14 protein-coding genes are annotated in these 17,572 nt (G+C 64.0%); 6 read left to right on the forward strand and 8 right to left on the reverse strand.

All coding sequences use genetic code 11. From position 1 onward, the window contains the following. Positions 1 to 18: 18 nt before the first annotated feature. Complete coding sequence (locus tag BN1143_RS08900) at positions 19 to 669, reverse strand: Qnr family pentapeptide repeat protein (RefSeq protein ID WP_017778597.1); 651 nt, start codon at positions 667 to 669, stop codon at positions 19 to 21. A gap of 90 nt (positions 670 to 759) precedes the next feature. On the opposite strand from BN1143_RS08900, the gene BN1143_RS08905 reads away from it, so the two are divergent. Further along, the gene (locus BN1143_RS08905) at positions 760 to 1,767 is read left to right on the forward strand and encodes a substrate-binding domain-containing protein (protein WP_017778598.1); all 1,008 of its coding nucleotides are present in this window, start codon (positions 760 to 762) and stop codon (positions 1,765 to 1,767) included. Positions 1,768 to 1,865: 98 nt separating this feature from the next. Here the strand turns inward: BN1143_RS08905 and BN1143_RS08910 are convergent, their stop codons facing one another. Genes BN1143_RS08910 through BN1143_RS08920 form a run of 3 tightly spaced genes read right to left on the reverse strand, consistent with a single transcriptional unit; the run spans position 1,866 to position 4,819 of the window. Next, positions 1,866 to 2,507 (reverse strand): bifunctional 4-hydroxy-2-oxoglutarate aldolase/2-dehydro-3-deoxy-phosphogluconate aldolase, encoded by a 642-nt coding sequence (locus BN1143_RS08910; protein WP_017778599.1) that lies wholly within the window; start codon positions 2,505 to 2,507, stop codon positions 1,866 to 1,868. 9 nt (positions 2,508 to 2,516) lie between these two features. Further along, positions 2,517 to 4,313, reverse strand: coding sequence for a phosphogluconate dehydratase (gene edd / locus BN1143_RS08915; protein WP_042050320.1), 1,797 nt, complete (start codon positions 4,311 to 4,313; stop codon positions 2,517 to 2,519). Further along, a complete protein-coding gene (locus BN1143_RS08920; RefSeq protein ID WP_005307862.1) occupies positions 4,310 to 4,819 on the reverse strand; it encodes a gluconokinase in 510 nt (169 codons plus the stop codon). The genes edd and BN1143_RS08920 overlap by 4 nt, the downstream gene beginning before the upstream one ends. A 245-nt stretch (positions 4,820 to 5,064) precedes the next feature. Between BN1143_RS08920 and gntU the strand changes: the two genes are divergently transcribed. The 4 genes from gntU to BN1143_RS08940 all read left to right on the forward strand — a co-directional run bounded on the left by gntU (position 5,065) and on the right by BN1143_RS08940 (position 12,357). Next, entirely contained in the window at positions 5,065 to 6,405 is a 1,341-nt protein-coding gene (gene gntU / locus BN1143_RS08925) for a gluconate transporter (protein ID WP_005307857.1), read from the forward strand. Positions 6,406 to 6,551: 146 nt separating this feature from the next. Continuing rightward, entirely contained in the window at positions 6,552 to 7,901 is a 1,350-nt protein-coding gene (gene pssA, locus BN1143_RS08930; RefSeq protein ID WP_026139269.1) for a CDP-diacylglycerol--serine O-phosphatidyltransferase, read from the forward strand. Positions 7,902 to 8,078: 177 nt separating this feature from the next. Then, a complete protein-coding gene (gene recG, locus BN1143_RS08935) occupies positions 8,079 to 10,148 on the forward strand; it encodes an ATP-dependent DNA helicase RecG (protein WP_042050321.1) in 2,070 nt (689 codons plus the stop codon). 142 nt (positions 10,149 to 10,290) lie between these two features. After that, positions 10,291 to 12,357: an AsmA family protein gene (locus BN1143_RS08940; protein WP_042050322.1), complete on the forward strand. Its 2,067-nt coding sequence runs from the start codon at positions 10,291 to 10,293 to the stop codon at positions 12,355 to 12,357. Positions 12,358 to 12,419: 62 nt separating this feature from the next. Here the strand turns inward: BN1143_RS08940 and BN1143_RS08945 are convergent, their stop codons facing one another. Continuing rightward, complete coding sequence (locus BN1143_RS08945; RefSeq protein ID WP_042050323.1) at positions 12,420 to 13,328, reverse strand: bifunctional GNAT family N-acetyltransferase/hotdog fold thioesterase; 909 nt, start codon at positions 13,326 to 13,328, stop codon at positions 12,420 to 12,422. A gap of 130 nt (positions 13,329 to 13,458) precedes the next feature. Between BN1143_RS08945 and BN1143_RS08950 the strand changes: the two genes are divergently transcribed. Continuing rightward, the gene (locus BN1143_RS08950) at positions 13,459 to 14,136 is read left to right on the forward strand and encodes a spermidine synthase (protein ID WP_026141220.1); all 678 of its coding nucleotides are present in this window, start codon (positions 13,459 to 13,461) and stop codon (positions 14,134 to 14,136) included. On the opposite strand, the gene dtd is transcribed toward BN1143_RS08950, so the two are convergent. The 3 genes from dtd to typA form a co-directional block, all read right to left on the reverse strand. Then, positions 14,125 to 14,562, reverse strand: coding sequence for a D-aminoacyl-tRNA deacylase (gene dtd / locus BN1143_RS08955; protein ID WP_042050324.1), 438 nt, complete (start codon positions 14,560 to 14,562; stop codon positions 14,125 to 14,127). The two genes, BN1143_RS08950 and dtd, sit on opposite strands and share 12 nt — an antisense overlap. Before the next feature lie 80 nt (positions 14,563 to 14,642). Next, the gene (locus tag BN1143_RS08960; RefSeq protein WP_010635440.1) at positions 14,643 to 15,515 is read right to left on the reverse strand and encodes a virulence factor BrkB family protein; all 873 of its coding nucleotides are present in this window, start codon (positions 15,513 to 15,515) and stop codon (positions 14,643 to 14,645) included. A gap of 171 nt (positions 15,516 to 15,686) precedes the next feature. Continuing rightward, positions 15,687 to 17,498, reverse strand: a complete 1,812-nt coding sequence (typA, locus tag BN1143_RS08965; protein ID WP_005307808.1) for a translational GTPase TypA — start codon at positions 17,496 to 17,498, stop codon at positions 15,687 to 15,689. Between the last annotated feature and the right edge of the window lie 74 nt (positions 17,499 to 17,572).

The following is a 17,572-nucleotide window of genomic DNA, read 5'->3' on the forward strand; positions in this document are numbered from 1 at the left end:
ACCTCTTTTTCAGGCTGTTCAAGGGAAGACGACCAGCCCTATCTGCTCCAGCAAGGCCTGCTGCTGATCTTCGTTGATCTGCACCCCGTGCAGATTGACCCGCCGCAGATCCAGCCCGGGCAGATCGCACTGACGCAGATCGCAGCCCTGCAGGTTGATGCGGCTCCAGTCCAGTTGGCCAAACTCGGAACCGCTGAGATCCGAGCCCGCCAGCGAGGCGCCGAACAGGTTGGCCCCCTGCCAGCGATTGCCGCTCAATTCGCATTTTTCCAGCAGACAACCCTCAAAGTTGGCGTAGCTGAAGTTGTTACCGGTGAGATGGGCTTCGCAGAAGTAGCTCTTGACGGTGATCTGGTTGGCAAAGCTGGCGCGGGAGAAGTTGATCCCCATCGCCTGGCAGTCGCGCAGCTCGAGCCCGAGGCACTGGCTGTGACTGAAGTCGGCCATGGTGAGATCGCAGCGCAGAAAACTCGCCTCGCGCAGATTGCAGCCCTGCAGCAAACAGTTCTGTTCGCTCTCCCGATCGTAGAAGCTGCAGTCAACGAAACGGCTCTCGCCGAGATCTAGCCTGGAGAAGTTGCAGCCGATGAAACGGCATCCCTGAAACTGCTCCCCGGCCAGGTCCTGCTGCTCGAAGCGCACACCCTCAAAGCACTTGGCCTTGATCATCCTGAGATTCCCCTTGTTGACGGCGTCATATGCTGACTTTGTTACAAAAAAACGGTAATGTTACACGTAACATTTGTCCCGGATCCAGAGATGAACGATACCCGCAAGCGCCGCCCCACCCTGCAGGACATAGCCGACCTGACCGGGGTCACCAAGATGACCGTCAGCCGCTACCTGCGCGACCCGCAAGCCGTGGCCGAGGGCACCCGCGAGCGGATCGCCGCCGCGGTGGAGGATCTCGGCTACATCCCCAACCGGGCGCCGGACATTCTCTCCAACGCCACCAGCAAGGCGATCGGCATCCTGATCCCCTCCCTCTCCAACCAGGTCTTCTCCGCCGTGGTGCACGGCATCGAGTCGGTGACCCGCCCCGCCGGCTACCAGACCCTGCTGGCTCACTACGGCTACAGCCCGGAGCGGGAAGAGGAGCAGGTCGCCTCCCTGCTCTCCTATCACGTGGATGGGTTGATCCTCTCCGACAGCCAGCACACCGAGCGCACCCGCAAGATGATCGCCACCGCCGGCATCCCGGTGGTGGAAACCATGGATCTGCCGCAGAGCCCCATCGACATGGTGGTCGGCATGGATCACCGGGCGGCCGCCCGGGCCATGGTAACAGAGATGCTGCGGCGGGGCCGACGCAAGCTGGTCTATCTCGGCGCCCGGCTCGACGTGCGCACCCAGCTGCGGATGGAGGGCTACTACCAGGCGATGCAGGATTTCGGCCTGAGCGGCCAGCACCTGCTGACCGAGCAATCCTCCAGCTTCACCCTCGGCGGCCAGCTGCTGGAGCAGGCGCTGGTGCGCTATCCCGATCTGGACGGCCTGTTCTGCACCAACGATGACCTGGCGGTGGGTGCCCTGCTGCAGTGTCAGGCCAAGTGGATACCCGTCCCCCAGCAGATCGCCATCGCCGGCAGCAACGCCCTCGACATCGGCCACGCCATGACCCCCAAGCTGGCCAGTATCGTCACGCCGCGCAAGGAGATCGGCCGTGCGGCCGCCACCATGCTGCTGGCCCGCCTCAACGGCCAGCCGCTGGCCGACACCCGGCTCGACATGGGCTTCTCCCTCTACGAAGGTGACAGCCTGGGCTGACGACGCACATCCCCGCCATTCAGCCATAACAGAGCAGGCCACCCGAGGGTGGCCTGCTTGCTTGGCAAACGGAAGGTCCGGCTCACGCCGGCGTCAAATCAGGATGCGACCAGGGCGACGGCTTCGCGGGAGAGGCGGGTCACCTCTTCCCAGTTACCGTTCTTGACGGCCTCTGCCGGCAGCATCCAAGAGCCGCCGACGGTGGCGACACACTTGAGCGCCAGGTAATCGGCCACGTTCTTCGGGCCGATACCGCCGGTGGGGCAGAATTTTACCTGGGGCAGCGGCGCCGCGATGGCGGCCAGCGCCTTGGTGCCTCCATTCGCCTCGGCCGGGAAGAATTTGAGGTGGTCGTAGCCCGCTTCCAGCGCCTGCATCACCTCGGACGGGGTGGCCACGCCGGGGATCAGCGGCGCCGTGCTGTTGGCCGCGTGGGCCAGCAGGGCCGGGGTCATCCCCGGGGAGATGACGAAGCGGGCACCGGCGGCGACAGCTGCATCAAACTGCGCGCAGTTGAGCACGGTACCGGCACCAACCATGGCCTCCGGCATCGCCTTGGCGATAAGGGCGATGGCCTCCAGCGCCACCGGGGTGCGCAGGGTGATCTCGAACACCGAGATGCCGCCGGCCAACAGCGCCTTGGCCATCGGCAGGGCCTGCTCCAGCTCATTGATGACCATCACGGGTACCAGCGGGGAGGCGGCAAACACCTCGGCCGGGGTCACTTTCCAGTTCTGCATAGCTCTTCCTTAGTCAAAGATGGTGGCGCCACACTCGGCGCTCGATACCGCGCGACGCATCACGCTGAACAGTTCACGGCCCCACGCCTCTTGTTCCAGGGTGAGGTCGATCTCGGCCTGGGTACGGCCGCTCAAATCGGTCAGGCAGTCGAGGCTGCCGGTTACCGCGTCCACCCGCAGCAGGTCGCCATCGGCAAGCAGGCCGATGGCACCGCCGTGCAGCGCTTCCGGGGTGACGTGGATGGCGGCCGGGATCTTGCCGGAGGCGCCGGAGAGGCGACCGTCGGTGACCAGTGCCACCTTGTGACCCGCCTTCTGCAGGTTGCCGAGCACCGGCATCAGCTTGTGCAACTCCGGCATGCCGTTGGCGGCCGGGCCATTGTGACGTACCACGATGACGGCATCCTGATTGAGATCGCCCGCCTTGTAGGCCGCTTCCACCGCATGCTGGGAGGAGAAGACCCGGGCCGGGGCTTCAATCACCCGATACTCGGGGGCCACGGCAGAGACCTTGACCACGGCTCGGCCCAGATTGCCGGAGAGCAGCTTGGTGCCACCGGTAGCCTGGAATCGGCTACCGGAAGGCGACAATACACTCGCATCACCGCTCTCGCCCACCGGCTGCCATAGCAGCTTGCCATCCACCAGTGCCGGACGGCTGAGGTAATCCTGCATCTCGCCGAAGACCGGGGTGGCATCCAGGTGGATCAGCCCCTCTTGCGCCAGCCGGCGCATCAGGCCGGGCACGCCACCCGCCTGCTCGAAGGCGTTCACGTCGGCCGGGCCGTTCGGGTACATGCGTACCAACAGCGGCACCACGTCGGAGAGATCGCTGATGTCATCCCAGGTCAGCACCAGACCGGCGGCGCGGGCCAGCGCCACCATATGGATGCTGTGGTTGGTGCTGCCGCCGGAGGCGAGCAGGGCCACCAGCCCGTTCACCAGCGAGCGCTCGTCAATCACCGCACTCAGGGGGCGATAGGCCGGGGAGCCGGGGATCATGGCGCTGATGCGGCGGGCCGCCTCTTCGGTGAGGGCGCGGCGCAGCTCGCTATGCGGGTGTACGAAGGCGGAGCCCGGCAGCATCAGGCCCATGGCCTCGAACACCAGCTGGTTGGTGTTGGCGGTGCCGTAGAAGGTGCAGGTGCCCGCCGCGTGGTAGGCGCCGCACTCCATCTGCAACAGGGCGTCACGGCCCACTTCGCCGGCGGCATACTGCTGGCGCACCTTCACCTTCTCGTCGTTGCTGATGCCGCTCGCCATCGGGCCGGCCGGCACGAAGGCGGTGGGCAGGTGAGCGTGGGAGAGCGCCCCCATGATCTGGCCCGGCGCTATCTTGTCGCAGATGCCGAGCAGCAGGGTGGCATCGAAGGTGTTGTGGGAGAGCGACAACGCGGTCGCCTGGGCGATGAGATCGCGGGAGAACAGGGACATGTCCATCCCCGGCTGGCCCTGGGTCACGCCGTCGCACATGGCGGGCACGCCACCGGCCACCTGGGCGCTGTGACCAAGCTCGGCCAGCGCGCTCTTGATGATGTCCGGGTAGCCCTGGTAGGGCTGATGGGCACTCAACATGTCGTTGTAGGCGCTGACGATGCCGACGTTGGCACGGGTCATGTCGAGGATGCGCCCCTTCTCGTCACAGCTGGAGGCGGCCACGGCGTGGGCCAGGTTGCCACAGGCCAGCGCGGCGCGGGTCTTGCCCTGATCGGCCTGGCGCTGGATGCGGGCCAGGAAGGCCTGGCGACGGGCGGCACTGCGCTCGCGAATGCGGGCGGTGACGCTGGAAATAACCTGATGGATCATTGGGCTTGCTCCAATGCGGTGACGGCGCGATCAACCACCTGTTCGAAGGTGCCGTCGATATCGATGTGGAATACACCGGCTTCGCCGTCCGGGCGCTCCAGGGTATCGAACTGACTTTGTACCATGCTTTCGCGCATGAAGTGGCCCTTGCGGGCCCGCATCCGCTCGAGGATCAGCGGCTGGCTGCCGTCGAGGAAGAGGAAGCTGACCGACTCGTTGCCCTCGCGGATCTGGTCGCGATACTGCTTCTTGAGGGCCGAGCAGACGATGACGCCCACCTCGTTCTTCTGCTCCAGGCTGTAGGCCGCGTCGCGGATCCGCTCCAGCCAGGGGGCGCGATCCTCGTCGTTGAGAGGGTTGCCACCGGCCATCTTCTGGATGTTGGCCCTGGGGTGCAGATCATCACCGTCGATGAACTTGGCGCCCAGCACGCTGGCCACCTTGAGGCCCACGCTGGACTTGCCGCTACCACACACACCCATCACGATAATGCTCTTACCCGCCATTGTTTGACCTCTATCTCATTTTTCAAAAAACGTGCTGCCGATGGGTTCTAACTTAGCACGTTACCGGTAACATGTTACCGGTAACAACAAGAATTGTGAAGTCTGACACAGACTGAGCGCACTCATAGTCACCTGGGCAATCGAGTTTGAGCCCTGACCATAAATCTAAATAAATCATAAAGATATGGTCTGCCGACGGATCGGCAGGGTGTCGATACTGAACTTGGAACAAGGAATGCACAACAATGTCTGACCTCTCCCTGATCATGACGGCCGCCGGCTCCATCGTGCTGCTGCTCTTTCTGGTGATGAAGGCCCGCCTGCACGCGGTCGTCTCCCTCATCCTGGTCTCCATGGTGGCGGGGCTCGCCGCCGGCATGAACCCGGCCGACATCGCCGCCACCATCCAGAAAGGGATGGGCGGCACCCTCGGCTTCGTCGCCGTGGTAGTGGCACTGGGTGCCATGTTCGGCAAGGTGATGGAAGTCACCGGCGCCCTCGACCGGGTGGCCCACACCCTGCTCGGCAAGTTCGGCGTCAAGCGCGCCAACTGGGCCATGGCGCTGACCGGCTTCGTCTGCGCACTACCACTGTTCTTCGACGTGGCCGTGGTGCTGCTGATCGGCGTCGCCTTCGCCATCGTCCGCCGCGGTGGCGGCAGCGTGGTGAAGATCGGCATCGCCCTGCTGGCGGGTATCGCCACCTGCCAGGCCTTCCTGATCCCGGCGCCTGGCCCCATCCTGGTGGCGTCCCAGCTGGGGGCCGACTTCGGCTACATGATCCTGTTCGGCCTGATCGCCGCCGTTCCGGCCCTGATCCTGGCCGGCCCGCTGTTTGGCGAGCTGATCAGCAAGGTGGTGGACGTGCCGCTGCCGGCCGACGCCCAGAGCAGTGCCCATGACGACAGCCAGAACCTGCCCTCCTTCGGGCTGGCCATGGGCCTCATCGGCCTGCCGCTGCTGCTGATCGGTCTCAAGACCATCGTCGGCCGCTTCGTCGAGGCTGGCACGCCCCTGCACGGCTGGCTGGAGTTCATCGGCCACCCCTTCACCGCCATCATGGTCGCCTGCCTGGCCGCCTTCTACCTGCTGGGGATCCGCCGCGGCATGTCCCGTGACGAGGTGATGAGCGTCTGCAACAGCGCCATCCAGCCGGCCGGCGTCATCATCCTGGTGACAGGTGCCGGTGGCGTGTTCAAGCAGGTGCTGGTGGATTCCGGTGTGGGCGCCGCCCTCGGCAACATGCTGGCGGACTCCGGCCTGCCCATCGTTGCGCTGGCCTTCATCCTGGCCGCCGCGGTGCGGGTCATTCAGGGTTCCGCCACCGTCGCCATGCTGACCGCCTGCGGCCTGGTGCTGCCGATGCTGGAGCCGCTCGGCCTCAGCGGCGCCCAGCTGGCGGCGGTCACCATCGCCATCGGCGGCGGGGCCATAGTGCTCTCCCACGTCAATGACTCCGGCTTCTGGCTGGCCAACCGCTACCTCGGTCTCACCGAGAAGCAGACCCTGCAAACATGGACCGTAATGGAAACCATCATAGGTACCACGGGTGGCGTGATGGCCATGCTGATCTACAGCTTCCTCTGATCGCGACCATGCAGAAAAAGGCCTCCGATGTGAGGCCTTTTTCATCTTTATGACGATTCTTTCTTTGGCTAACAGGGCGAGATTGCTAGAATCGCCTATCCATCGCTCCGAGTGGAACGCTTAACGCAGTGATTTCAGGTTTCTCTATGCATTCATCGGCACATTATCGACAGCTGCTGGCGCGCCTGCCCCAGATCGCCGTCGCCGCAGACCAGTTTGAAGTGCTCAGCAGCGCCAAGGACTTCAAGAGCCGGATCCTTTCGCTCATCGCCAGCGCGACTCGCCGCATCTATCTGGTGGCGCTCTATCTGCAGGATGACGAGGCGGGACGGGAGATCCTCTCCGCCCTCTATGCCGCCAAACAGCGCAACCCGGCCCTCGACGTCAAGGTGTTCGTCGACTTCCACCGTGCCCAGCGCGGCCTGATCGGCAAGGGCAAGCAGGGTGGCAACCACCTGATGTATCAGGAGATGGCCGCTCGCCACGAGCACCAGATCGCCATCTATGGCGTGCCGGTGAAGGGGCGTGAACTACTCGGAGTGCTGCACCTCAAGGGGTTCATCTTCGATGACACCCTGCTCTACTCCGGTGCCAGCCTCAACGACATCTACCTGCACCAGCAGGATCGCTACCGTTTCGACCGCTATCACCAGATCACCAGCCCGGAGCTGACCCGCAGCATGGTCAACTACGTGGATGACCTGTTCCTGCGCAGCGAGGCGGTGCAGCGGCTGGATCGCACCGACATCCCCAGCGCCAAGCAGCTGAAGGGGCCGATCCGCCGCTTCAAGCACAACCTGCGCCTCGGTCAGTACCGCTTCGACACCATGCCGGTCAACAGCCAGGAGGTGGCTATCACCCCGATGAGCGGCCTGGGCAAGCGCGGCAACCAGCTCAACAAGATGATCCGCACCCTGGTGCGGGCCACCGAGCGGGAGATCTTCATCTGCACCCCCTACTTCAACCCGCCCAAGGAGTTGAACAAGGATATCGAGGCCCTGCTCAAGCGCGGCTGCAAGGTGACGATCGTGGTGGGCGACAAGACCGCCAACGACTTCTTCATTCCGCCGGAGGAGAAATTCTCCACCATCGGCGGTCTGCCCTATCTGTACGAGACCAACCTGCGCAAGTTCGCCGAGCGCAACCAGCATCACATCGATGCCGGCCGTCTCAACCTGATGCTCTGGTGCTGCGAGCGCAACTCCTACCACCTCAAGGGGATCTTCGTGGATGACGAGTGGGCCCTGCTCACCGGCAACAACCTCAATCCCCGCGCCTGGGCGCTGGATCTGGAGAACGGCCTGCTGGTCTACGATCGCCGCCACCTGCTGCGGCCCCAGTTCAACGCCGAGCGCGAGAACATCCTGACCAACACCAAGCGCATCAGCCACTTCGATCAGATCGAGCAGATCCAGGACTACCCGGATCAGGTGCGCAAGCTGCTGGCCCGGATCCACAGGGTCAAGGCCCATATCCTGCTCAAACGCATCATCTGACCACGCGCATCGCGACCTCAGGTTCCTTGCAAGGGCCTGCCGCATCTCGGCAGGCCTTTTTCATTCCTGGCTTCCGATCCCGCGGGTCGACCCCCAACCGCGCGACGCGGCTTGCGTCGGGACGGCAATAAACCCTATCATCTGGACATATTTACAGTGTTTTCGGGCATCTAATTGATGAAATTGGATAAAATCTCCCTCGACAGCCTCAAGGGCGTCGGCAGCAAGATGCAGGAAAAGCTCGAGCGGCTGGGGCTGGCCACGGTGCAGGATCTGCTGTTCCACCTCCCCCTGCGCTACGAGGACCGCACCCAGGTGTGGCCCATCGGCGATCTGCCGCCCGGCCTGCACGGCGCCGTCGAGGGGGAGATCCAGGACACTCAGCTGGTGATGGGGCGTCGCCGCATGCTGGTCTGCCGCATCAGCGACGGCACCGGCACCCTCACCCTGCGCTTCTTCAACTTCACCGCCGCCCAGAAGAACAGCCTGAGCCCTGGCCGGCTGATGCGCTGCTTCGGCGAGGTGCGCCCCGGCAAATACGGGCTGGAGATGGCCCACCCCGAGTACAAGCTGCTCGGCGAGGAGCAGGCCGGCCAGACCGAAGAGGCGCTCACCCCCGTCTACCCGACCACCGAGGGGCTGCGCCAGCTCACCCTGCGCAGCCTCACCGATCAGGCGCTGGCCCAGCTCGACCTCTACGGGGTAGAGGAGCTGCTGCCCGCCGGCCTCTATCCCCAGCAGATCGATCTGGCCGCGGCCCTGAAGCTGCTGCACCGTCCGCCCCCCTCGGTGGCGCTGGCCCTGCTCGAGAGCGGCCAGCACCCGGCCCAGCAACGGCTGGTGCTGGAGGAGCTGCTGGCCCACAACCTTTCGGTCTTGAAGGTGCGGGCCCAGGCACAAACCCAGCTGGCCCGCGCCCTCAAGCCGGCGCCGGCGCTAGTAGAACAGCTGCTCGGCGCCCTGCCGTTCACCCCCACCGGCGCCCAGAACCGGGTGGTGGCGGAGATAGGCAAGGATCTGCAGCAGAGCCACCCCATGATGCGGCTGGTACAGGGGGACGTAGGCTCCGGCAAGACCCTGGTCGCGGCGCTGGCGGCCCTGCAGGCCATCGGCAACGGCTGCCAGGTGGGGCTGATGGCGCCGACCGAGTTGCTGGCCGAACAGCACGCCATCAACTTCGCCAAGTGGCTGGAACCACTCGGCATCGGGGTGGGCTGGCTGGCGGGCAAGCAGAAGGGCAAGGCGCGGGAAGAGGCACTGGCCGCCATCGCCGACGGCAGCGTCAAGATGGTGGTGGGCACCCACGCCATCTTCCAGGAGCAGGTGGTGTTCCAGCGTCTGGCCCTGGTGATCATCGACGAACAGCACAGATTCGGCGTACATCAGCGCCTCGCCCTGCGGGAAAAAGGGGAGCGGGAGGGGGTACATCCCCACCAGCTAATCATGACCGCCACCCCCATCCCCCGCACTCTGGCGATGACCGCCTATGCCGACCTCGATACCTCCATCATCGACGAGCTGCCACCGGGCCGCACCCCCATCACCACGGTGGCGCTGCCGGACAGCCGCCGCCAGGACGTGATCGAACGGGTCAGACTGGCCTGCGAGGAGGGCAAGCAGGCCTACTGGGTCTGCACCCTGATCGAGGAGTCGGAGGTACTGGAGTGCCAGGCCGCCGAGGACACCGCCGCCGAGCTGCAAAATCTGCTGCCCGGCCTGCACATCGGGCTGGTACACGGCCGGATGCGGCCGGTCGAGAAACAGCGGGTGATGGAGGAGTTCAAGGCAGGCATACTGCAACTGCTGGTCGCTACCACCGTCATCGAGGTGGGGGTGGACGTGCCCAATGCCAGCCTGATGATCATCGAGAACCCGGAACGACTGGGGCTGGCGCAGCTGCACCAGCTGCGCGGCCGGGTCGGACGCGGCTCGGTGGCCTCCCACTGCGTGCTGCTCTATCATGCCCCCTTGTCCAAGACGGCCCAGAGCCGGCTCGGGGTGCTGCGGGAGACCAACGACGGCTTCCTCATCGCCCAGCGGGATCTGGAGCTGCGCGGCCCGGGCGAGCTGCTCGGCACCCGCCAGACCGGCCTGGCTGACCTCAAGATCGCCGATCTGGTACGCGACCAATCGCTCATCCCGCAGGTGCAGAAGATGGCGCGCTTCCTGATGGACCGCCACCCAGATCATGTCGAACCCTTGATACGACGCTGGCTCGGCCTGCGGGATCACTACTCCAATGCCTGACCAAGGCAGAGGCAAAAGATGGGCGCATTGCCTGCTGGATAGACACCCGAGCCATGACGAGCCCTTGATACGGCGCTGGCTCGGCCTGCGGGATCACTACGCCACTGCTTGACCAAACAACAGAAACAGGAGGAAAGCACTGATGAATTCCTGGCTGCGCGGCCTGCTCTACACCCTTGCCTTCCTGTTGCTGTTTGTCTGGGTCGGGCTCGGCCTGTTCGACGCCGAGCGGGCCAAGGGGCCCATCGCCGGCTGGCTCAGCCAGCAGACCGGCGTACCCGTCACCATAGGCCGACTGGTGTTCAACCCGCTTCACCCCTACACCCTGCTGGCGGAGCAGGTGAGTTACGGCAACGCCGTGACCCTCGACAAGATCTATCTCGAGATAGAGAGCATCGACTGGCTGAACCGGGACGTGCGCATCGCCCATCTCGACCTCATTCGCCCGGCCATCAAGCTGCCGCTGCCCAACCAGCTGCCGAGCCTGCCGGTGCACTCCCTCACCATCGCCGACAGCACCATAGACCGGCTCAGCCTGGAGAGTGACGGGCTGACCCTGCGCGGCCTCAACGCCACCCTGAGCGACTGGCAGCTGCTCAACCCGGTGCGCCCACCCCAGGCCAACCTGACCCTCAACATCAATGAGCTGGCGACCCAGGCCTGGGCCCTCTCCCGTCTCAACCTGGCCGGCCGGCTGGAAGGGCAGGTGCTGAGTACCGACAAGCTGACCGCCAACCTGTTCGACGGTCTGCTCGAGACCGGCATGGTGCTCGACTGGCCCGCCCGCAGCCTTCGGCTGAACAACCTCAAGAGCCAGGGCATGCGCATCGAGTGGGGCATCCTCGCCAAAGCCGAATCCCCCCTGCGCCAGGTCAGCCTGGATCTCGGCCAGATCCGGGATCTCAGCTTCAACGACATCGAGCAGGAGCTGGCCCTCAACAACCTCAGCGGCCAGCTGACCGCCTTCAACTGGCAGGCTGGCAGCACGCCCAGTGGCTACTTCTCGGGGACCCTCGGCGATCTCGGCCGTGGCCTGTTCCAGCTGGAGGCCATCCAGGGCAAGGTCGCCTTCTCGCCCCAGCAGCTGGATGCCGAGTTGCAGGGCAAGGCCTATGAGGGGGAGTTCAACCTGGAGCTCTCCTTCGATCCCCTGCAGCAGAAGCTGACCCTGAAGGACATGGCGCTGAGCGGCATGGACATCAGCCTGCCGGAAGGGTGGTGGCAGGATTGGCAGAGCTGGCGCCCGCAGCAGATCGACATCCGCAAGCTGGCCTTCGACAAGCTCAAGGTGCTCTCCTTCGACGATACCCTGCCCCTCTCCCTGACTGGCTGGCAGTTTTATCTCACCGACCTCAGCCTGCGCGGCAACCAGCCGGGGCCACTGCTGGGCCGGGCCCGCCTCGAGAGCGCCTGGTTCGAGCTAGTGTGGGACGGCCTCAGCGCCCGCAATGGCGAGCTGGATGGTGAGCTGACAGCCGGTTCCTGGCAGCTCAACAAGCTCACCAGCTCGTTGCCGGATGAGGGCAGCCTCAGCCTGAGCGGCCAGTGGGGACGCGAGCCGGGCCAGACCAGCCGGGTGCAGCTCAAGGGCGAGAAACTGGATCTGGTGCAGTGGGGCAAGATCCTCCACTCCCCCGTCTCCTTCGCCGGCAAGATGGATCTGAGCGCCGATCTGCAGGCGCTGCACGGCGGCACCCCGGGCGCCTGGCGCAGCTCCCTGCAGGGAAATTTTGCCCTCGATGCCACCGAGCCCTTCTGGGACAAGGTGAAGATAGATCCGCTGCTGGATCAGTGGTTCAAGCAGGCGGCAGCGCCGACCCTCACCCCGGCCGAACTCTGGCAGGCGATGCAGGAGGGCGACACCCCCTTCTATCGCATCAAGCTGCAGGGCAAGGTGGCCCAGGGCCAGCTGAAGATTGAGCAGGCCGGCGCCTCTACCATCACCCATCTGCTGGGGCTGCAGGGCAGCGTCGATCTGGTCAATGAGCAGTGGCAGCTGGATCTGGGCGTCCTCAACGGCCAGCACTGCGCCGAACTCCTCGGCCAGTGGCGCGGGCCGCTCGCCGAGCCGACCCTCAGCTGGGACTTCCAGCAAAAACCGGACGGCTGTGGCTGGGAGACCGGCGTGCGCTACCCGCCCCAGGGCAACGGCAGCCCGCTCTGGCGACCGGCGCCGAAGGCCCCGGCCACACAGGCGGCCAACGGCTAGCCGATAAAAAGCAACAAGGCCTCGTGATGAGGCCTTGTTGTTTGATGGGAGCCCGCGCGCCGCTACTGACCCGGCCGCTTGACCGGCTGCACCACGTAGTGACCGAGGAACTCGGCGGCCAGCTTGTCGCCGCTGAACAGCTTGATCTTGAGGCTGAACCTGGCGGACTCACCGGCCTTGAGCGGCTCGAGTACGGCAGGCATGCCTTCGCGGGCCACCCGCGCCTCCGGCTCCTCCTTGACCGGCCGGTAGTACTTGATGTTGCCCTCCGCCAGCACCGTATCTCCCACCAGCCCCGCCTCCTTGAGTTGCAGCCAGATCAGGCCCCAGCCCGCCAGTACGCACTGGCTGTAGATGCTGCCGGCGAACATGGTGTCATGCACGTTGAGGTTGGCCGCCAGATTGGCCTTGAGGTGGAAGGTCTGACCGTCGTAGTGGGTGATGTGCACCCCCATCTTCTCGCTGATGGGAATGCCCTGCGACCAGCGGGTGGTGAGATCCTGGCACCACTCGGGGCGGTACTGGATGGTCTGCAGCGGGCTCAGAGACTTGATCATCTGGCGGTGCGGAATGCGGCCGAAAGATACGGGGCCTTCCCCCACCTCGAGAAAGCCGCACTTGCGGTAGAACTCCACCGCCTCCTGGCGGGCATTCATCACCAGTCGCTTCACCTTCTCGCTGCAGGCCAGCTGTTCGAGATCCTGCACCATGCGGGCACCCAGCCCCTGACCGCGAAATTCGGGGCGCAGCGCCATGAAGCGGATCTGCGCCTCGTCACCGCCGACAAACAGCCGCCCCACCGCGATGGGTGTGCCATCGGGGGCCAGCATCAGCCGGTGAATGGCGACGGTGTCGTATTCGTCCCGCTCGGAACCGAGAGGCAGATTGAAGGGTTTACGCAGCAGTTCCCAGCGCAACTGGTAGTAGGCATCCAGTTCGGCGTCGGTTTGAGGAGTGACTACCCGGTACATAAANNACCCATGCCTCCCAGCTCAACTGATAATGGGCATCCAGCTCGGCTGCCGTCTGGGGGGTGACCACCCGGTACATAGTTCCATCCTTGAGTTACACTGGTCGAAAACCATCTTGCCGTGCAAATTCATGGACTTCAATCTGCAAGCGTACCAAGCCGACCACTTATTGCACCTCAGCGCCAAGCCCCAGCGCCGGCTCACCGTGCAGGAAAATGCCCATCACCGCTGGCTGGAGATCGACGGCGTGGTGCAGTCGGCCATGTCCCTGGCCGAGCCCGCCACCCTCTGCCTGCCGCACCAACAGGTGATCGCCTGCCTGCTGCCCGAACAGGCCGCCAGCATCCTCGAACTGGGGCTGGGGGGCGGCGATCTCACTCGCCATCTGCGTCGACGCTGGCCCGATGCCCGCCACGAGTGCGTCGACCTCGATGAAGAGGTGATCACTCTCTATCAGCTGTTCTTTCAGCCCGAACAAGGCAGCCAGCGCACGCCGACCCTGCACCAGGCCGATGCCCTCGCCTTTCTGGAGCAGAGCGAGGCACAGTACGACCTCATCCTGCTCGATCTGTTCAGCCAGGACGGCAATCCGCCGCTGCTGTTCCAGGAGCGCATCTATCAGGCGCTGGCCCCCCGCCTCAACGGCGAGCTCATCATCAACCTGCTGCCGCGCACCCGCCTCGAACTGACCCGGGTACTGATGCTGCTGGAGCAGTGGGTCGGCCCCACCACCCCCTACCCGGTGCCAGGGCTGCGCAACATACTGCTGCACACCAGCCCGCGCGATCCGCTGGCGTCAGACCTGTAGCCAGAAGGTGACCGGGCCGTCGTTGACCAGCGCCACCTTCATGTCGGCGGCGAAGCGGCCGGTGGCAGTCGGTATGCCGCTGGCGGCGGCCCGCGCCACGAAGTAGTCGTACAGCCGCTCCGCCTCGACCGGATGAGCGCCGCCGGAGAAGCTGGGTCTCATCCCCTTGTTGGTGTCCGCCGCCAGGGTGAACTGGGAGACCATCAGCAGGCTGCCGCCGGCCTGGCTCACGTTGAGGTTCATCTTGCCATTCTCATCGGAGAAGATGCGGTAACCGCTCACCTTGTGCAGCAGCTTGTCGGCCTTGGTCTCGTCATCCCCCTGCTCCACCCCGAGCAGCACCAGCAGACCCTGACCGATGGCCCCGGTCACCTCACCCTCTACCGTTACGCTGGCCTCGCTGACCCGCTGAATCAGTGCTATCACATCCCTCTCCTCTCAAAACGAAACGACCGCCCCCATCTGCTGACGGGGGCGGTCGTCGATGCTAACAGCAAGGGGCCGGGTCAGGCCAACTCATCGGCACCCGGTCGCTCATATTCGCCGAGGCAGGCGGTGGTTTCCGCGCCAAGCAAGACCACCAGCCAGCTCAGGTAGACCCAGACAAACAGAATGGGAATGGTCGCCAGGGCGCCATAGATGGCCTGATAGGAGGGGAAGTTGGTGATGTAGATGGCAAAACCGCGCTTGGCCAGCTCGAACAGGGTGGCCGCCACCAGGGCGCCGATGAAGGCGTGCATCAGCCGCACCTTGCAGTTGGGCACCACGGTATAGACCAGCAGGAAGGTCAGTACAGAGAACAGGAATGGCAGGCCGCGCAGCAGCAAGTAACCGATGCCGAACAGGCTCTCGGCCCCGAACAGCCGCAGCGAGAAAATATAGGAGGAGATGGCGATGCTGGCCCCGATGAGCACGGGGCCCAGGGTTAGGATCATCCAGTACATGGCGAAAGCCTGGGCCAGCGGCCTGCTTTGGGTGGAGCGCCAGATGTAGTTGAGGTTCTTGTCGATGGCCGAGATCAGCATCAGCGCCACCACGATCAGGGCGCCGATGCCGACCGCCGTGGTGTTGGTGGCGTTGGCCACGAAGCCGTCGATGTACTCCTTGAGCATCTCGCCGGCGGTGGGCACGAAGTTGTGATAGACGAACTGCTCCATTGCCTGCTTCAGGCTCTGGAACACCGGAAAAGCCGACATCATGCCGAACACCACGGCGATCATGGGCACCAGGGAGAGCAGGGTGACATAGGCCAGATAGCCGGCGGTAACCGTCAGCCTGTCCTGCTGGAAACGGCCCCAGACGAACTGGGCGAAATGGCGCCCATCATGGCGCAAGAAAGAGAGGGCGTGACCGAGACGGCCACCGGATTTCAGCTGCATTGTGCTTCCCGATGTCTTCATCATGCCGACATTGTGTCAGATCACGTCACCGTTTGACCACCCGCGAGCCGGCCGGATGCGACTCGTCCGGGCGCGACTGCGACCCCTTCTGTGGGAAACGACCATAAAAAAAGAGGCCCGCAGGCCTCTTTTCATCGCTGATGCAGCAGATCAAGCACGACCGGCGCGCTTGCGGTCCAGTTCGGTCAGCAGCTTCTTGCGGATACGGATGCTCTTCGGAGTGACTTCAACCAGTTCGTCGTTGTCGATGAACTCCAGAGCCTGTTCCAGAGACATGCGGATCGGCGGAGTCAGCACCTGGGCTTCGTCGGTACCGGAGGCACGCATGTTGGTCAGCTGTTTGCCCTTCAGGCAGTTGACGGTCAGGTCGTTGGAACGGGAGTGGATACCGATCACCTGGCCTTCGTACACTTCGGTCGCGTGACCGATGAACAGACGACCACGGTCTTGCAGACCGAACAGGGCATAGGTCAGCGCCTTGCCGGTGGCGTTGGAGATCAGCACGCCGTTCTGACGCTCACCGATGCTGCCACCCTTGTGCGGACCGTAGTGGTCGAAGGTGTGGTACAGCAGACCGGTACCTGAGGTCAGGGTCATGAACTCGGTCTGGAAGCCGATCAGGCCACGGCTCGGGATCATGAAGTCGAGACGAACACGGCCTTTGCCATCCGGGGTCATGTTGGTCATCTCGCCCTTACGCAGGCCGAGTTGCTCCATAACGGAACCCTGGTGCGCTTCTTCCACGTCCACGGTTACGGTTTCGAACGGTTCTTGCAGAACGCCGTCCACGGTGCGCAGGATAACTTCCGGACGGGATACCGCCAGCTCGTAACCTTCGCGACGCATGTTTTCGATCAGGATGGAGAGGTGCAGTTCACCACGACCGGAGACACGGAACTTGTCCGGATCGTCGGTCTCTTCCACACGCAGGGCCACGTTGTGGACCAGCTCCTGGTTCAGACGCTCCAGGATGTTGCGGGAGGTCACGAACTTGCCCTCTTTACCGGCGAACGGAGAGGTGTTGACCTGGAAGGTCATGTTCACGGTCGGCTCGTCAACGGAGAGCGGCGGCAGCGCTTCAACGGCACCGTTGTCGCAGATGGTGTCGGAGATCTTCAGCTCGCCCAGACCGGTGATGGCGATGATGTCGCCAGCTTGCGCATCGGCCACTTCGGTACGGGACAGACCCAGGTAGCCCAGTACCTGGCCAACTTTGCCGGTACGGGTCTTGCCGTCGGCACCCACTACGGTCACTTGCTGGTTGGTCTTGACGCGACCACGGGTGATGCGGCCGATACCGATAACGCCTACGTAGGAGTTGTAGTCCAGCTGGGAGATCTGCATCTGGAAGGCACCGTCGGTGTCCGCGGCAGGCGCTTCCACGTTGTCGACGATGGCCTGGAACAGGGGTTCCATGTTCTCGGACTCGACGTCTTGATCCAGGGTGGCCCAACCGTTCAGTGCAGAGGCGTAAACAACCTTGAAGTCCAGTTGCTCATCGGTGGCGCCCAGGTTGTCGAACAGATCGAAGACCTGATCCATTACCCAGTCAGGACGAGCACCCGGACGGTCGATCTTGTTGATGACCACGATCGGCTTCAGACCCTGGGCGAACGCCTTCTGGGTCACGAAACGGGTCTGCGGCATCGGGCCGTCAACGGCGTCAACCAGCAGCAGTACGGAGTCAACCATGGAGAGCACACGCTCAACTTCACCACCGAAGTCGGCGTGACCCGGGGTATCCACGATGTTGATGCGGTAGTCGTTCCAGCGGATCGCAGTGTTCTTGGCGAGAATGGTGATGCCACGTTCCCGTTCCAGATCATTGGAGTCCATGATCCGTTCCTGACCTTCGCTGGTGCGATCCAGAGTGCCGGATTGCTGCAGCAGCTTGTCCACCAGCGTGGTTTTGCCGTGGTCAACGTGCGCAATAATCGCAATATTGCGTAAATTCTCTAACATTCTCGCCTCAAATCACCGGGTAAAATTGGGCGCTAATTGTACTCTCGCCTTTGTGATCTGCCTAGCAGAATTGC

This window comes from Aeromonas dhakensis, assembly GCF_000820305.1.
GTDB lineage: Bacteria > Pseudomonadota > Gammaproteobacteria > Enterobacterales > Aeromonadaceae > Aeromonas > Aeromonas dhakensis.